Source organism: Ekhidna sp., assembly GCF_963691765.1.
Lineage (GTDB): Bacteria > Bacteroidota > Bacteroidia > Cytophagales > Cyclobacteriaceae > Ekhidna.
Map to the genome: position 1 here is coordinate 2,409,283 of NZ_OY829375.1, position 14,229 is coordinate 2,423,511.

At 39.0% G+C, this 14,229-nt stretch carries 11 protein-coding genes and 1 riboswitch; of the genes, 2 read left to right on the forward strand and 9 right to left on the reverse strand.

The window, feature by feature from the left end; all coding sequences use genetic code 11:
- Window positions 1–3: 3 nt before the first annotated feature.
- From ACY650_RS10925 to fabG, 5 genes are all read right to left on the reverse strand, one after another.
- Complete coding sequence (locus ACY650_RS10925) at window positions 4–867, reverse strand: outer membrane beta-barrel protein (RefSeq protein ID WP_462247452.1); 864 nt, start codon at window positions 865–867, stop codon at window positions 4–6.
- Window positions 836–2,539, reverse strand: a complete 1,704-nt coding sequence (locus ACY650_RS10930; RefSeq protein ID WP_462247453.1) for a DUF1501 domain-containing protein — start codon at window positions 2,537–2,539, stop codon at window positions 836–838. The genes ACY650_RS10925 and ACY650_RS10930 overlap by 32 nt, the downstream gene beginning before the upstream one ends.
- Before the next feature lie 12 nt (window positions 2,540–2,551).
- Window positions 2,552–4,321: a DUF1800 domain-containing protein gene (locus tag ACY650_RS10935; protein WP_462247455.1), complete on the reverse strand. Its 1,770-nt coding sequence runs from the start codon at window positions 4,319–4,321 to the stop codon at window positions 2,552–2,554.
- A gap of 116 nt (window positions 4,322–4,437) precedes the next feature.
- Complete coding sequence (locus tag ACY650_RS10940) at window positions 4,438–4,833, reverse strand: hypothetical protein (protein WP_462247457.1); 396 nt, start codon at window positions 4,831–4,833, stop codon at window positions 4,438–4,440.
- A gap of 7 nt (window positions 4,834–4,840) precedes the next feature.
- Window positions 4,841–5,587 carry a 3-oxoacyl-[acyl-carrier-protein] reductase gene (fabG, locus tag ACY650_RS10945; RefSeq protein ID WP_462247459.1) on the reverse strand — a complete coding sequence of 249 codons (747 nt, stop codon included), beginning with the start codon at window positions 5,585–5,587 and terminating at the stop codon, window positions 4,841–4,843.
- 76 nt (window positions 5,588–5,663) lie between these two features.
- Between fabG and ACY650_RS10950 the strand changes: the two genes are divergently transcribed.
- Together ACY650_RS10950 and lpdA are read left to right on the forward strand one after the other, a co-directional pair.
- Window positions 5,664–6,314 carry a hypothetical protein gene (locus tag ACY650_RS10950; protein ID WP_462247461.1) on the forward strand — a complete coding sequence of 217 codons (651 nt, stop codon included), beginning with the start codon at window positions 5,664–5,666 and terminating at the stop codon, window positions 6,312–6,314.
- A 30-nt stretch (window positions 6,315–6,344) separates the two neighbouring features.
- On the forward strand, window positions 6,345–7,739 hold the full coding sequence (lpdA, locus tag ACY650_RS10955) for a dihydrolipoyl dehydrogenase (protein ID WP_462247462.1): 1,395 nt from the start codon (window positions 6,345–6,347) through the stop codon (window positions 7,737–7,739).
- A 68-nt stretch (window positions 7,740–7,807) separates the two neighbouring features.
- Here the strand turns inward: lpdA and ACY650_RS10960 are convergent, their stop codons facing one another.
- From ACY650_RS10960 to ACY650_RS10975, 4 genes are all read right to left on the reverse strand, one after another.
- Entirely contained in the window at window positions 7,808–10,390 is a 2,583-nt protein-coding gene (locus ACY650_RS10960) for a T9SS type A sorting domain-containing protein (protein ID WP_462247464.1), read from the reverse strand.
- Window positions 10,391–10,520: 130 nt separating this feature from the next.
- Window positions 10,521–11,498, reverse strand: coding sequence for a homoserine dehydrogenase (locus ACY650_RS10965; RefSeq protein ID WP_462247466.1), 978 nt, complete (start codon window positions 11,496–11,498; stop codon window positions 10,521–10,523).
- Window positions 11,495–12,499 carry a homoserine O-acetyltransferase family protein gene (locus ACY650_RS10970; protein WP_462247468.1) on the reverse strand — a complete coding sequence of 335 codons (1,005 nt, stop codon included), beginning with the start codon at window positions 12,497–12,499 and terminating at the stop codon, window positions 11,495–11,497. Before ACY650_RS10970 ends, ACY650_RS10965 begins: the two co-directional genes overlap by 4 nt.
- The gene (locus ACY650_RS10975) at window positions 12,447–13,778 is read right to left on the reverse strand and encodes an O-acetylhomoserine aminocarboxypropyltransferase/cysteine synthase family protein (protein WP_462247470.1); all 1,332 of its coding nucleotides are present in this window, start codon (window positions 13,776–13,778) and stop codon (window positions 12,447–12,449) included. Before ACY650_RS10975 ends, ACY650_RS10970 begins: the two co-directional genes overlap by 53 nt.
- Before the next feature lie 330 nt (window positions 13,779–14,108).
- A riboswitch (SAM riboswitch) is annotated at window positions 14,109–14,198 on the reverse strand.
- Window positions 14,199–14,229 lie beyond the last annotated feature (31 nt).

Below are 14,229 nucleotides of genomic sequence, written 5' to 3' on the forward strand. Positions count from 1 at the left end.
TGGTTAATAGGCTTTGAATTGAGTATCGATAAATCTGAATGGGAATACAAAACCCAGAGATATGCTGATATCTCTTAAGAAAATTTCATCGTTAGTCTCTCCCAATGAAGCAAGTTCGTTTTGCTCGGAATTTTGACGCGTTGCTGCAGTAAGAGATCTTTTATAGTTGACTTCAAATACCGTACGAATATTCCAGTAATCAAGATTTAAGCCAACACCGCCGCCAACACCTGCAAAATTTTTGAAGGAATCTTTCACTCCTAGTGTGCTTGTTCCTCCAGAAGATTGGAGTGGATTGCCTGAAGAAAAATCTATTTGCGTAATTCTTACGTCCTTTTGCGCAGAAACAACAAATGAGTAAAATCCGCCAACCATTGCGAATGGTCTTATCTTCCCCTTTTTAATGATGTCGTACTTAATCATCAAAGGCAACTCTATTAGATCTAATCTTTGTTCAATGTTGTATCTAGTTTGAAATCGATTGCCCGATTCCCCTTGCCATTCTAAGTTGCTGGAGTACCTGTACCTACTTCGTTTATATGCAGGTTGAAATGAAGCCGAAAAACCCTTGTGATAGAAATTCATTTCTAAACCCATGTGAGCACCTGGCAATGCAAAATCATCATAGCTTTTCTGCAAACTGTCTGCATTATAATCTATCGGGCTAAAACCTGTATTTCGTGTCTCAGGGAATGCTTGTGTATAGTTAATACCCATTTTAAGGCCTAGCCAAAACTGGGTGTCCAAGAATGACTCCAGCGGGTTTTTGGTTGGTGGTTTTTTCTGTGCCTGCAAGCTTCCTGCAAGAAGCAACAATAGGAAGCAATAGAGTAGCTTACTTGCGAATGATGAGTCTCTTAGTTTCATCTAATATTTCTGATTTGGCTTTAACAAAATAGAATCCTGGGCTGAGCGAGTCGAGTACAAATGAAAAGGTATGTTCACCTGGTGCAACCCGTCGAGTGGACTGCGCAACAATGTGTCCACTTACATTGATTAATTGAACATTTACATCCTGATAATTATTAACAAAGATTTTTGCTTGAGTATAATTTGATGCAGGATTAGGGTAAACAGATTCAATTCTATAATTCTTTTTGAGGTATTCTTTTTCACCTAAAATGACCTCTTTTATCAGGTCTAGTGGCTCATAATTTCCGCCCAAAGGATTTGAACCTTCAATAAAATCCTGGAAAAAAATATCATTCTCAATCACAGATTTATCAACACCCATCCACTCGAATAACACATTGGCATAAATCTGTCTATAGTCGAATTGCATACCTACATTACTTTGAGAGACATCAGGGACGGTTCCATAAATGCCTGGCTTTACTCCCAATCCGAACATTATAACAGGTCCTCCAGTACCATGATCACTTCCATAACTCCCATTAGATCCTACTCTTCTACCAAATTCTGACATTGTCAACGTAAGTACCCGATCCTCTATTCCTCGCGACTGAAGATCTTTTTGAAAGGCAGCCATTGCTGAAGAAATATGATAAAGAAGAGCCGAATGAACACCCATAGTTGGGTCATAACTCTCTACTTGTGAAGCATGAGTGTCAAACCCTCCCATTTTCACTAAAAATACTTTTGTTTTGACTCCTCCAGCCAATAGACGAGCAACCAAACTTAATTGACTGCTCAGTGGATTTCTCTTTGAACCATCGGGAGCATTGAAGGGATATGTCTCCGGATAAGTAACAGATGTTTCGGAAGCAGATTCATAAATCTCGGTTAATCTACGAATGTATGTTTCAGACTTATCCTCCAATCCTAAAATCCAGTTCATCTCTTGTCCATATGGAGAATTATTAAGAAATGCAGGTGGATTGCCTCTAGGGTCAATTCCTTCATCTTCAAAACCTTCTAGTTGGTCAATAAGATTGGCCAAATTTCCAGGATTACTTCCCAATGAAATGGAGGTAGGTATATTACCCTCTTGGTGAAATAATAGAGAGACATCATTTCCCATTTCCAATGCTAGAGGGTCTGGCATATCGTCGGTTGGGAAGTCTGTCGGATAAGTAAGCGGCTCATATTCTTTGCCTAGGTATCTACCTATCCATCCTGAGCTGTAGTAGTCATCAGCTCCACCACCCATAAACCAAATATCTCTTCCTCTAAAGTGTGAACCATTATTTCTCTCATAAGACACACCTTGAAATATTGCTGCCTTCCCCGTATCATAGAGTCGTTTGAAGTCGTGCATATCTGGGTGCAGGCCTACTTGCTCCTCACTTGCAACCGTGCTATCCAAAGGAATAAGCGTGCGATTTCCTACTTTATAAGGAATGGCAATGTTTGCTCGTCTACTGTAATATTCATCATAGTTTGAAATTGGTATTATCGTATTGAGTCCATCATTACCGCCATGAAGTTGTAAGATGATTAGTACTCGATCATTGGTGCTTTGCTGGGCGAGTTGCTGGTATTCTTGATGAGATCCTAGCAGTTTTAATGGGACACCTTGAAATGCAATTGGAGCACCTGCTGCAAAACCTATTTTCTTTAAAAAGTTCCTTCTTTTCATTGTAATAGCTGGTTACATGAGTTGATATTCGGGCGATTGCAGCATCGCATTAAATAAATTTATTAATTGATTTCTTACTGTATCCATATCAATTCCATTTGTCCATCGGTTGGTCCATGCCGCTTCAGGATCAGGATCAATCTGAGGTGAAAATAGAAAGGCAGTTAAGAAGTAATTAAGACGTTCTACGGTAAGCTCACCAACATCAGGTGTGTCGAAACTGAGATTTTCTGATGTTGGCAAGAAATATTCGGCAACTGCAATTACTAAATCTCTTGCATTTGCTGCAACACCGGAAAAATTAGCTTGTACAAATGCCAAAATATCGACTTGACCCATTTCCGGGTCTTGACTTACAATAGAACCACGTATAAAGTTGTAGCGATTGGCTAAATAATTAGTCGTAATCCAACTTCTATTGAAGATCGGGAATTGATGATAAGCTGGATATCCTGCCACCTCGAAAGGTTCATAATAGTCCATTCCTTGAATATTAATTGTGCCAAGGAGTGCACCAGTATATTCGTAATAGTCAGCAAGCTCAGTTTCGTAATCAGGGAGTGTTAGATCAAAATTCCTCATAAATCCTAACACTAAATCCAAAGGAGATTTGATTATGCTACCAAAGTTGTTATCATCTTCACCTGCTTCCGCTTCAAAAAAATGTTCGCTGGTTAGTAGTGCTTCTAAAACCGGTTGAATTTTGAATTCGTTTGTAGTAAAAATATCTGCCATATCTTGAATGATATCTTCTTGCAGAGTCAAATCGATTTGATGGTAGACAAAGAATCGGTATAGCTCGCGACAGATGCTCCGAGCAGTTTCTGCTTGATCATAGATTATATCAACATATTGACTAATCTCATCCAGAACACTTTCTTCTGTAGGATTACCACCGAGTAGAAGCTCAGGATCTGGAGTAACCACTTGATTGTTTAGCCTGGTACTGAATGTTTTGGATCCTTCTTCATGACTCGAGGCAATATTGCCACCTCTCACCACACCTCTTGGGATTCCAGTATCCGTATCGATATTAGAAAATGTAGGGTCAACGGTAAAACCGGATAAAACCTGCGCTCCAACCTGGACATCTTCTTCGGTATAGTTGAAATAATCACCATCAAATTCCGCATCAGGCACATTTCCCTCCAATCCACGTCCAATTGAATAAAGCTCCATTAGCTCCCTCGCGTAATTTTCATTTGGACTACCCTTTACATTAAATCTTCCATCTAGAAAGACCAACATAGCGTTATCTACACTCAACTTTTTGGTGAGTTGCTTGAGGTTTCTAGGTACTATTTCATCTGGATCTTCGGGATCCTCGGCTGGGATGGTTATGTCTTCGCCATCTAGTGCGAACATTCGAAATAGGGCTTGCTGATAGTAAAGACCTCTAGAATTACCTACGACCGATCGTTTTGTTGTAAAATGGGTATGTAGAAAGAATACTAACCTTTCTCGAAAGATATAAGGCAGTTTAACAGTATCATCAATTCCATTTCCAAGCATTTGGCCAAGATGCCAAGCCAAGAAATATCTTTCCAACTCAAAGCCTTCGCTTTGTGCATTTCCAGATGTAATCCATTCCGTTCCAGACAATGGATCTACTGGTAGAGTTGGATCGGGAAGATCATTGTTGAAAAGCTGAGCAACAGCTTGCGCCGGAGTAAGTGTGGCAAAGGAATCTATCTCAGAAACAGATCCGCCAAAACATGTCCGTCGAAGTAGGTGAGCAGCTCTCTTCCTTCCCAATGTGCTGGTGAGTTCATTTAAAGGCATTGGAGCAGTTTTGGTATTAAAACACTAAAATTAATCTATTTATTATAAAATAAGTGATAAAAAATATTAAAATAGTTTAATTATTTGTTAAAAGAATGCAAAACAAGTACTTGGCTTTAAAGAAGATATTGCCAAGGATCCTTATCTAGATGTCGATAAGAATGATTTGCGTCCTGCATGTATAAGAAGAAAAAGATTAGGCCTACAATTAAAAATATTGACGAAATATTGATGAAGTTAGAAAGTCTCTTTGTTCGCTTTAAATATTTGCTATCACTTTTCTTAATCTCCCACCAAGTAGTGAAGAAGTATAGGAAGCCTTGTTCGTAATGTTGTGAAGAACGTGTACGATTACTATTTCCATAACGACCGACGCCTTCAAATTTTTCAAGATTATAGATGTAACTGTCCATAGCTTGATGGACGAAATAGTTGAGAAGAAACTTAAAGAGCAGGTATACACCTGCTCCCCAATAAATTATTTCTTGAAAATGGTAAAAGTAAAGGTCCATTACAACCTTAAGTAAGCATACCTCCGTCTACTTGGATGGTTTGCCCTGTTATGTAAGCAGACATATCTGACCCTAAGAAGATACACGCATTGGCAACATCTTCAGGTGCCCCGCCTCTTTTCAAAGGAATTGCATCTCTCCAGCTTTGAACTGTCTTTTCATCCAAAGCATCAGTCATTTCAGTTTCTATAAACCCTGGAGCTATGGCATTGCATCTTATCCCTCTAGATCCTAATTCAAGAGCAACTGACTTGGTAAAACCAATGATTCCAGCTTTTGAAGCTGCATAGTTAGCTTGACCAGCATTACCCTTAACTCCGACTACAGAAGACATATTTATGATCGACCCACTTCTTTGCTTCATCATGGTTCTACAAGCAGCTTTCACGGTGTTAAAACATGATTTGAGGTTGATATTTTGGATTGCGTCCCAGTCTGCTTCGCCCATTCTCATCAACAAATTGTCTTTTGTAATACCAGCATTGTTTATGAGGATATCCAATGATCCAAAATCAGCAACCACACTATTGATGAGTTCTTGAGCTGCCTCGTAATCTGAAGCATCAGACCTATACCCTTTAGCTTTAATTCCTTTAGCTGACAATTCTTTTTCAAGAGCTTCACCTTTTTCTACGCTTGATAGGTAAGTAAATGCTATGTTGGCACCTTGCTCAGCATATTGTTCCGCGATAGATTTCCCAATGCCTTTTGAAGCTCCGGTGATAAGAGCCGTTTTTCCTTCTAGTAGTTTCATTTTCTGTAATTTGTATGCGAAGGTATATAATGGCATGAATTTCGCTATATTCAAGTAGAACCAAACGCTATTTATTATGAAAGTTTACACTACTCTAGCACTGATACTTTTATCATTAGTATCTTATTCACAGTCGGTTTTAATCAACACATCGAGATGGGATAGTCCAGTTGCATTCGAAAATTCTTCAACCCCGACAATTAAAGCATTTGGAGAGCATAGCGACTCATTGAAAGCTATTTATGGAGTGCAGTTTTTGTATCATAATGGAAACTACTTCCACCTAACAACGTGGGCTGACTATTATTTATGGTTTACTCAGAAGTATTCGTATTTATTCTATCTAAGTCCGGAACTATATCAGAATTACTATGAATCTGGGAACAATTACGCTATGATGGATTATGTCTTCAATTTTTATAGAGGAGATATTTTACCTACCATTAAAGTTGATCTAGGTACTGGAGGAAGTAGGGATATTAGAAGTTATGCCTTTAATGCAAATAGGTTTAGAAATTTCGATAATGAGTTGGCCAGAGAGCGTAACTTAATGTTTCTGGCACGTACTTCTCCAGAGAGGACTAATTCACGACAATTCGATCGTTCTAAAGTCACTAATCCTAGAAGAGGTTCAAGTTCATCAAGTTCAGGATCTTCTAGTGGTTCTTCAGGTGGAATAAGCTCCAATAGTTCAGGATCTTCAGCTAGTATCTCTGGGAAAAACTGATAAGAAGATTATTTTTGCGCAAAAAAAGATATGGCGTCAAAATATGATCTAATTGTAATCGGAAGTGGGCCTGGCGGATATGTTGCCGCAATTCGCGCATCACAGCTCGGAATGAAGGTTGGTGTAGTTGAAAAATCTGAGCTTGGCGGTGTTTGTTTGAATTGGGGTTGTATTCCGACCAAGGCTCTTTTAAAAAGTGCTCAAGTTTTTGAATACATCAATCATGCGGAAGATTATGGGATCAAAGTGAAAGATGCTAAAGCGGATTTCACAGGCATGGTTAAGAGAAGTAGAGAGGTTGCCGGAGGAATGAGTAAAGGGATTCAGTTCCTATTTAAAAAGAACAAGATTGATCATATTGCCGGATATGGCACTTTGAAAAAAGGTAAGAAAGTAGAAGTGAAGGATGATGCCGGTAAGATCACTACGTATGATTCCGATCATATTATTCTTGCTACAGGAGGACGGGCGCGAGAACTTCCCAATCTACCTATAGATGGTAAAAAAATAATTGGCTACAGAGAAGCAATGGTACTAGATAAGCAACCAAAGAAAATGGTTGTTGTCGGTTCTGGTGCTATTGGTGTTGAATTTGCGTACTTCTATAAATCAATAGGTACTGAAGTAACAATTGTTGAATTCATGGACCGAATTGTTCCAGTAGAAGATGAGGAGGTGAGCAAACAGCTTGAAAGAACTTACAAAAAAGCTGGTATGAAAATCATGACCAGCTCAGAAGTCACCAAAGTAGATACTAAAGGTGCTGGCTGCAAGGTTACTGTTAAGACGAAGAAAGGTGAGGAGCAAATTGATTGTGATATTGTATTGTCAGCTGTAGGAGTTGCCACTAATGTTGAAAATATTGGTTTAGAGAGTGTAGGAGTTAAGACTGAGAAAGGCAAAGTCTTAGTTGATGATTACTATAAGACCAATATTGATGGAGTATATGCCATCGGTGATATCGTGAAAGGTCAAGCCTTAGCTCACGTAGCTTCAGCAGAAGGGATAATTTGCGTAGAGAAAATTAAAGGAATGCATGTAGAACCACTTGACTACAACAACATTCCTGGCTGTACTTACTGTTCTCCTGAAATAGCTTCAGTAGGATATACCGAGAAGGGGGCTAAAGAGGCAGGTTACGAAGTTAAAGTTGGTAAGTTCCCTTTTTCAGCTTCTGGGAAAGCAAAAGCAGCCGGCGCATCTGACGGATTTGTAAAAGTAATTTTCGATGCAAAATACGGAGAGTGGCTAGGTGCTCACATGATTGGTGCCAATGTGACTGAGATGATTGCTGAGGCAGTTGCAGCTAGAAAGCTAGAAACTACTGGCCATGAAATTATCAAGACGGTTCATCCACACCCTACAATGAGTGAAGCTGTAATGGAAGCAGCTGCTGCTGCGTACGACGAGGTGATACACCTATAAGAATTTTTAAACCAAACTAAAAGCCCTGTTGAAAAACAGGGCTTTTTTATTTCTTGATATGGTAAATTTTAATCTCGCAAGACAACTTTAATGGACAGCTCATCCATTTTACTAGTCAATTTGAGAATATAGATACCATCCTTCAATCTGCTTCCATATTTGTCTTTGCCATCCCAAGTAATTTCATGCTCACCAAGAGTCTTATAAGCATTCTCTAATGATCTTACTTGTCTCCCCATCATATCGTAGACCTGGATACTTATTTCTGAATTCATTATTAATCCGTAGCGAATCGTTGTCTGTTCTGTGAATGGATTTGGCGTGCTGGAAAAAAGTTGCAGTGCTTCTCCATTATTTAGACCAAGTGGATTCGGACCATAGCGATTTTTCCAGAACCTCATTAATTTCCTTAGTGATTCTGGTTTATTAGTTGGTTCAGCATTTCCAGCTTGATCAAATTTGTTGATTCCATGGCAACCTGGACATGTCATAATTTCTCCAGGCGCAAATGTTAAATCTTGTCTTTCAACTACCACTTCTTCATTTTCAGGAGACTTTGTCCACCAGGAAAGAGACCTCGTTGCAGGGACAAATAGAGCTACAGATCCATCGGGCTCTATTTTAATACTGTTTGCAGGCCCATCCGGATCATATGGGTTAATGCTCGCTAAGTTTGGGTGAGATGGAGAGTTTTTAAACGGTAAAGGGAATGTGCGTCTACCATCCCTTCCTTGATAGCCTCGTTCTAAATATCTAACGAAAGGTTGGAAGTGTGATATGTCATAGACTTTTCCATCATCTCCGGTTCTGATTGTAGAAGTACCACCCGGCACTCTTAAATTATAAGGCTGTTGAAAATCATTCCTATCTCTAGAAGTCAAATTTCTAACAGTAATCATGGCCAAGTCATTTTCAATAAGCCATGCTCGAAGCTCATCTATATTGACGCCCTCTTCCTCAATTACACTTTGCTCAATTGGGTCAACCTGATATGTTGGTAAAATGGCAGGTCTTGAACGCGCTACAATTGGCTCTGTCTGGGCCTCCATAAGTTTTACCGTCAACCTTTGAATCTCGGTATTGTCTCCCCACCATACAATTTCTTTTTCAAAACCATCCCCGGTTAAAGGATTCTTTTCAAAACTTCCTTCCTCCATTCTGTTGAGTTGGAGGTGATAGACTCTTCCTTCCTCTCTATTGTAATTTGATATATCATCAGTATGCGATACAACTAAAGACCCATCGTCCATCATTACGATATCTCTAAATCTTCCATACTGGTTGTTTTCCGTAGCTCCTGAAATATCTCTTACCACAATATCTTCTGGATTGGTCCCTATTGAAAAGTTGGAAGCTAGCGGAGTGCCTGCTGCAAAAAATGTGAATTCTCTTGAATAAACAAAGTAGAAATTTCCTCCCATTCCTTCTCTATGATCTTCATTAACCTGAAAGAATCCGGCATCTCCACGTATGCGTTGACGCATCTCGTTATTACTGGTATAAATAGATTTCTCCAAATAGCTAGATCCTGTTGCAAAGTTGGGATCGTCAAGAAATGACCCTTGCGTATACGCTCCACCTAAATCATGTCGCCCTGAATGCAGGATGGTTTGATTTCTTTCTCCATTTGGAAGTATTTCCCATATCTGAAATTCATTGAACTTTAGTGTGTTTTTGTTTGGGTCGTAGTCTGGCCATGATTCAGATCGGGGTTCTGGAAATAATTGATACCTAGTACCATTTTCATCAGCAAAGGGCTTACCATCAAAAGTTTGAGGTGCAATTTCTATCTCTGCATCTGGGGCTTCACTAACGAAATTGTGAGGTTTAAAATGATCACCCAAATCACCTAATCGATTAGCTTCTGCTTGCTGATCTCGTTGTTCATGAGCCCATCTTATGAAAAGTAGCCGACCATCTGAGGCAAAGGTTAGGTCAAAGTCACCATCAGCTGCATGTGTAAGGTGAGAGACCACTCCCGATTCCCTATTTAGTTTCCAAATACCTGTTGGCACTTCACTACTTTCATACCTATCCCTTTGAGGATAAGTGTGATGCATATCATTATATGGGTTGTCGCTTGTGAAAAATATTTCATTATCTGTGATTCCATAGATAGGAGAGGTATTATTATACCCTTCGGGTTGATTTTCTACTTTAATAATGTTGGGAGTGGCTCCTTCTAAAACATCACATAAGTTAGTAACCTCCCAAATCTGCCATCTGTTCTCTTTGTAGGATTGGTCAAATGCTTCAGTGGGCCCTCCGATGACCATGGAGAAAAGAGCCTTGCATCCATCCCAGTGTACACATGGTTGTCTAACGGATATCCCTTCCTCTGATTGGACTTCTCCGCTAGGTACCCCGAAACCTGCTTCTTTGGTTAGAAACCTAACTGAGCCATCTGTATTCATCAAGGCAAGATCACCTCCGCGAGGGGAGGTGACCATATCTGTAGAAATGTTGGTAAATGGCTCAAGTGGATGACCGAAAGTACTGCTATTTGTTAATGGAGGAACGAAAAGCCCGAAAAGTATGGGATTAGGTATAACTGGATCGTTTACATACTTTGTAGTGCTAGTTCCTAAACTTCCAATAAGAATCAGCCACAATGTAACAAGCACTATGAATTTCTTTTTTTTAGTATACATATTCTAATATTCCGATTATGAGATTTGAATCGCGGAATTTAGTAGGATACCAAATCAAGAGATATCACAGCTTAGTGTACTATTGGTAAACTAAGGGGTTTCGATTAAGTGACTAACACTTTTACATGAGCTAGATCAAAATCTTAGATTCTTTCTTTACCTGATAGCTGAAGCCATTAAGAATACGTTTTAAATCTTCCAAAACTGCAGATCCAGTAGGTAATGACCCAGCTCCTTTCCCTGCAGCAGTATGCTTTCCACTTATGAGTGTATCAACACTTATAGCATTATTTTCAAAATCTATGCTATATAATTCATCATTAGGGCTAACCAATTCTGGTTTTACAGTGCATGTAATTTCACTTCCTAATCGCTCAATTGTAGCTACAGGTTTAATCTTTTTCCCTTTCAATCTTGCTTTCTTAATGTTCTCTTTAGATACATTTTCTATACTTTCTGCATTAAAGCTGTTCATAGAAAATACTTCTCCAAATGCGTGATAAGCGAGAATCAAAAGTTTATAAGAGGCGTCTACTCCACTAACATCCAGAGTGGGATTTCGTTCAGCAAAACCTTTATTCTGGGCATCTAGAAGTGCCTTTTCAAAATCCCAGTTGTTTTGTTGCATTTGTGTCAAAATGTAATTGGATGACCCATTAAGGATGCCTCGAATTTTTGTTACCTCTTGATCTCTTAAAAAACCATCAATTGCATGAACTATTGGTATTCCTCCACCAACTGCCGCTTCGTACAATAATGTAGATTCAAATTCTGAATGCCAAAAGTCTACTTCGCTCAGAGACTCTCCAATCATCTTTTTGTTAGCACTTATTACGTTTTTCCCATTTCTTAGAGCAGTATGTACATATTTTTTTGCAGCATCTGCATCATCAATCAATTCAACTATTATGTCGATATCTGGATCTAGAAGTAATTCATCCGGATTGTCCGTGAAATATAGCTCATGACCAATCCTTGGTAAATCAACCCTCTTGACACAAACCTTTTCAATTGTAGCTGGTAAATGTGGTTGTTTTTTTAGGTTTTCGTAGAATCCTTTGCCGACAGTGCCGAAGCCAAAGAGTCCTATTTTTTTATGTTTGTTCATTGTAGTTCTTTCTTTAAAATGGAGCTTATTTGTTCTGTTTCAATTAAAAATCCATCATGTCCATAAAGACTTTGAAGTGGATAAAAAATGGAATCTGGTATGTGGTCAAAAATGAATTTCTGTTCGTGAATAGGAAATAGAATATCAGATTCAATGCCTATTACAATGGCTCTAGATTTAATTCTATTTAATGCATTAACTAATCCATTTTTATTAATTCCCACATTGTGACTATCCATTGCTTTAGATAAATAGTAGTAGCTAAATGGAGAAAATCGATTACTTAGTTTTTGCCCCTGATATCGTTGATATGAGGATGCAGAAAAGTCATTTATTCGGTCGTCAACATCTTTTTGAGTTGCTTCATATGTTTCTTGATTTCTATATGATAGCATCGCAATTGCTCTTGCTACTTCTAGTCCTTCATCTGGGTTAGAAGCATGTTTGATAGCTATTCGCTGAGTTTCATTGAATGCAATACCCCAAGGCGAATGTTTTGCGTTAGTCGCAAGTGGTATTATCGTTTCAAATAGTTCAGGTTCTTGAGTAGCCCACTCTAGGAGCTGCTGTCCGCCCATGGATCCTCCAATGCCTATGCTGATTTTATTTAGGCCTAAATGTTCTTTCAATAGCTTGTGCGCATTGACCATATCCCTGACTGTTATCAATGGGAATTCAAAATTTTCTGGCTCTGTACTGCCATAACATGAACCGAGCATATTTGCACATATAATGAAATAATCATTAGGATTTATCAAATCATCCTCACCTATCAACCCTGGCCACCATTCGAGTGGATTGCTATTTGCGGTAAGCGCATGAAAGACCCAAACAACATTGGACTTTTCATTATTAAGCCGGCCATAAGTATTGAATTGGATCCTAAGATCCCGAAGTGATTTTCCACACTCCAGGATCAAAGGTTCCTTAACCTCAAAACCATGTTTTTCAGATATGTGCTGTATCAACGTCGGCATAGACTTTTTCAAATGCTTGTTCAAAATCTGATTTAATGTCATCGATATGTTCTATACCAACAGATACTCTTAGAAGGTTTGGAACTACCCCTGCATCCAGTTGCTCGGATTCAGAAAGTTGCTGATGAGTGGTTGCGGAAGGCTGGATGATCAATGTTTTCGCATCTCCAACATTTGCTAAATGGCTAACCAGTTTTAGGTTATCAACAAACTGGGTAGTTTCTTCTTTTTCACCTTTTAATTCAAAAGAAAGTACACCGCCAAATCCATTTTTGAGGTATTTATTGGCCAAATCATGATATGGACTGGACGTTAATCCTGGATAATTGACCTTAGATACTAAAGGGTGTTCTTCCAACCAATTTGCCAGAGTTAGAGCATTGTCTACCGTTCGCTGCACTCTCAAAGACAGTGTCTCTAGTCCTTGCAAAAGAAGAAATGAATTGAATGGACTAAGAGCTGGTCCAAAATCTCTTAACCCCTCTACTCTGGCTCGAATTGCAAAGGCAATATTCGGTAGACCCAATGGATTACCTTCTCCAAATACTTCCCAAAATTTAAGCCCATGATATCCTTCAGAAGGTTCTGTGAATTGTGGGTATTTGCCATTTCCCCAGTTATAATTTCCACTGTCAATTATTACTCCTCCTATTGATGTGCCGTGTCCACCAATCCATTTTGTAGCAGAGGCAGTTACAATCGCAGCTCCATGTTCAATAGGACGGAAAAGAAACCCAGCTGCTCCAAATGTGTTATCAACCACTAAAGGAATTTCATAGTCTTTGGCAACCTCAGCTATCGCTTCAAAGTCTGGAATGTTAAACCCTGGATTCCCGATTGTTTCTAAGTAAATAGCCTTTGTGTTTTCATCAATCAATTTTTCGAAATCCGATGCTTTATCTGTTTTCGCAAAGCGAGCTTCGATGCCTAACCTTTTGAATGCTACCTTAAATTGATTATAAGTTCCCCCGTAAAGGAACGAGGTAGATATAAAATTATCTCCAGCTTCAAGAATATTGTTTAGAGCTATGAACTGAGCAGCCTGTCCAGACCCTACTGCCAGTGCGGCAACACCACCCTCGAGCGCAGCAATTCTTTTTTCAAAAACGTCTGTGGTTGGATTCATAATTCGGGTATAGATATTCCCAAATTCTTTCAGTCCGAATAGATTAGCTCCGTGCTCAGAATCCTTGAATGTGAATGATGTTGTCTGATAGATCGGCACTGCTCTCGAACGAGTCGTCTCGTCAATTTCTTGTCCCGCGTGAAGTTGAAGTGTTTCGTATTTTAATTCTTGTGACATAATTGTAATTTTTTTATGAGTAGCAATTTTTCAACTTCTTTGGTGTGAAAAATGCCACTCAATCTTTTGAATGAATCATTTTTGATATGAATAAATTGTTAGATGGATTTATCGTATGTAACTGAATATCTCAGATATACGACTGGATTTTTCCAGACATGGACGCACCATGTCTTAAGATGATCACAAACCCTGGATGGATCAAATAGGAATTAACAACAGCTGAAACAGCAACACCTACCTGCGTTTGCGCAGTAGATAAATGAAGACTTTCGAGTTAAGAAACCCGATACTTTTGTGCTGAAATTTTTGAATTGTCTCATAGCAATCAATTTATATTTCAGGAATTAGCACCGTTCCGATTTTCGGGGGGTTGCTAGTGCGTCATTGAGCCTGTCTCTCGGCACTTCTTTATAAATCGATACCTTATCGATTTGATGATGCAAACGTA

What these genes read in the sequence shown, in the direction of transcription:
- ACY650_RS10925 (WP_462247452.1), bottom strand. Translation starts at nt 867, where the DNA reads ATGAAACTAAGAGACTCATCATTCGCAAGTAAGCTACTCTATTGCTTC.
- ACY650_RS10930 (WP_462247453.1), bottom strand. Translation starts at nt 2,539, where the DNA reads ATGAAAAGAAGGAACTTTTTAAAGAAAATAGGTTTTGCAGCAGGTGCT.
- ACY650_RS10935 (WP_462247455.1), bottom strand. Translation starts at nt 4,321, where the DNA reads ATGCCTTTAAATGAACTCACCAGCACATTGGGAAGGAAGAGAGCTGCT.
- ACY650_RS10940 (WP_462247457.1), bottom strand. Translation starts at nt 4,833, where the DNA reads ATGGACCTTTACTTTTACCATTTTCAAGAAATAATTTATTGGGGAGCA.
- fabG (WP_462247459.1), bottom strand. Translation starts at nt 5,587, where the DNA reads ATGAAACTACTAGAAGGAAAAACGGCTCTTATCACCGGAGCTTCAAAA.
- ACY650_RS10950 (WP_462247461.1), top strand. Translation starts at nt 5,664, where the DNA reads ATGAAAGTTTACACTACTCTAGCACTGATACTTTTATCATTAGTATCT.
- lpdA (WP_462247462.1), top strand. Translation starts at nt 6,345, where the DNA reads ATGGCGTCAAAATATGATCTAATTGTAATCGGAAGTGGGCCTGGCGGA.
- ACY650_RS10960 (WP_462247464.1), bottom strand. Translation starts at nt 10,390, where the DNA reads ATGTATACTAAAAAAAAGAAATTCATAGTGCTTGTTACATTGTGGCTG.
- ACY650_RS10965 (WP_462247466.1), bottom strand. Translation starts at nt 11,498, where the DNA reads ATGAACAAACATAAAAAAATAGGACTCTTTGGCTTCGGCACTGTCGGC.
- ACY650_RS10975 (WP_462247470.1), bottom strand. Translation starts at nt 13,778, where the DNA reads ATGTCACAAGAATTAAAATACGAAACACTTCAACTTCACGCGGGACAA.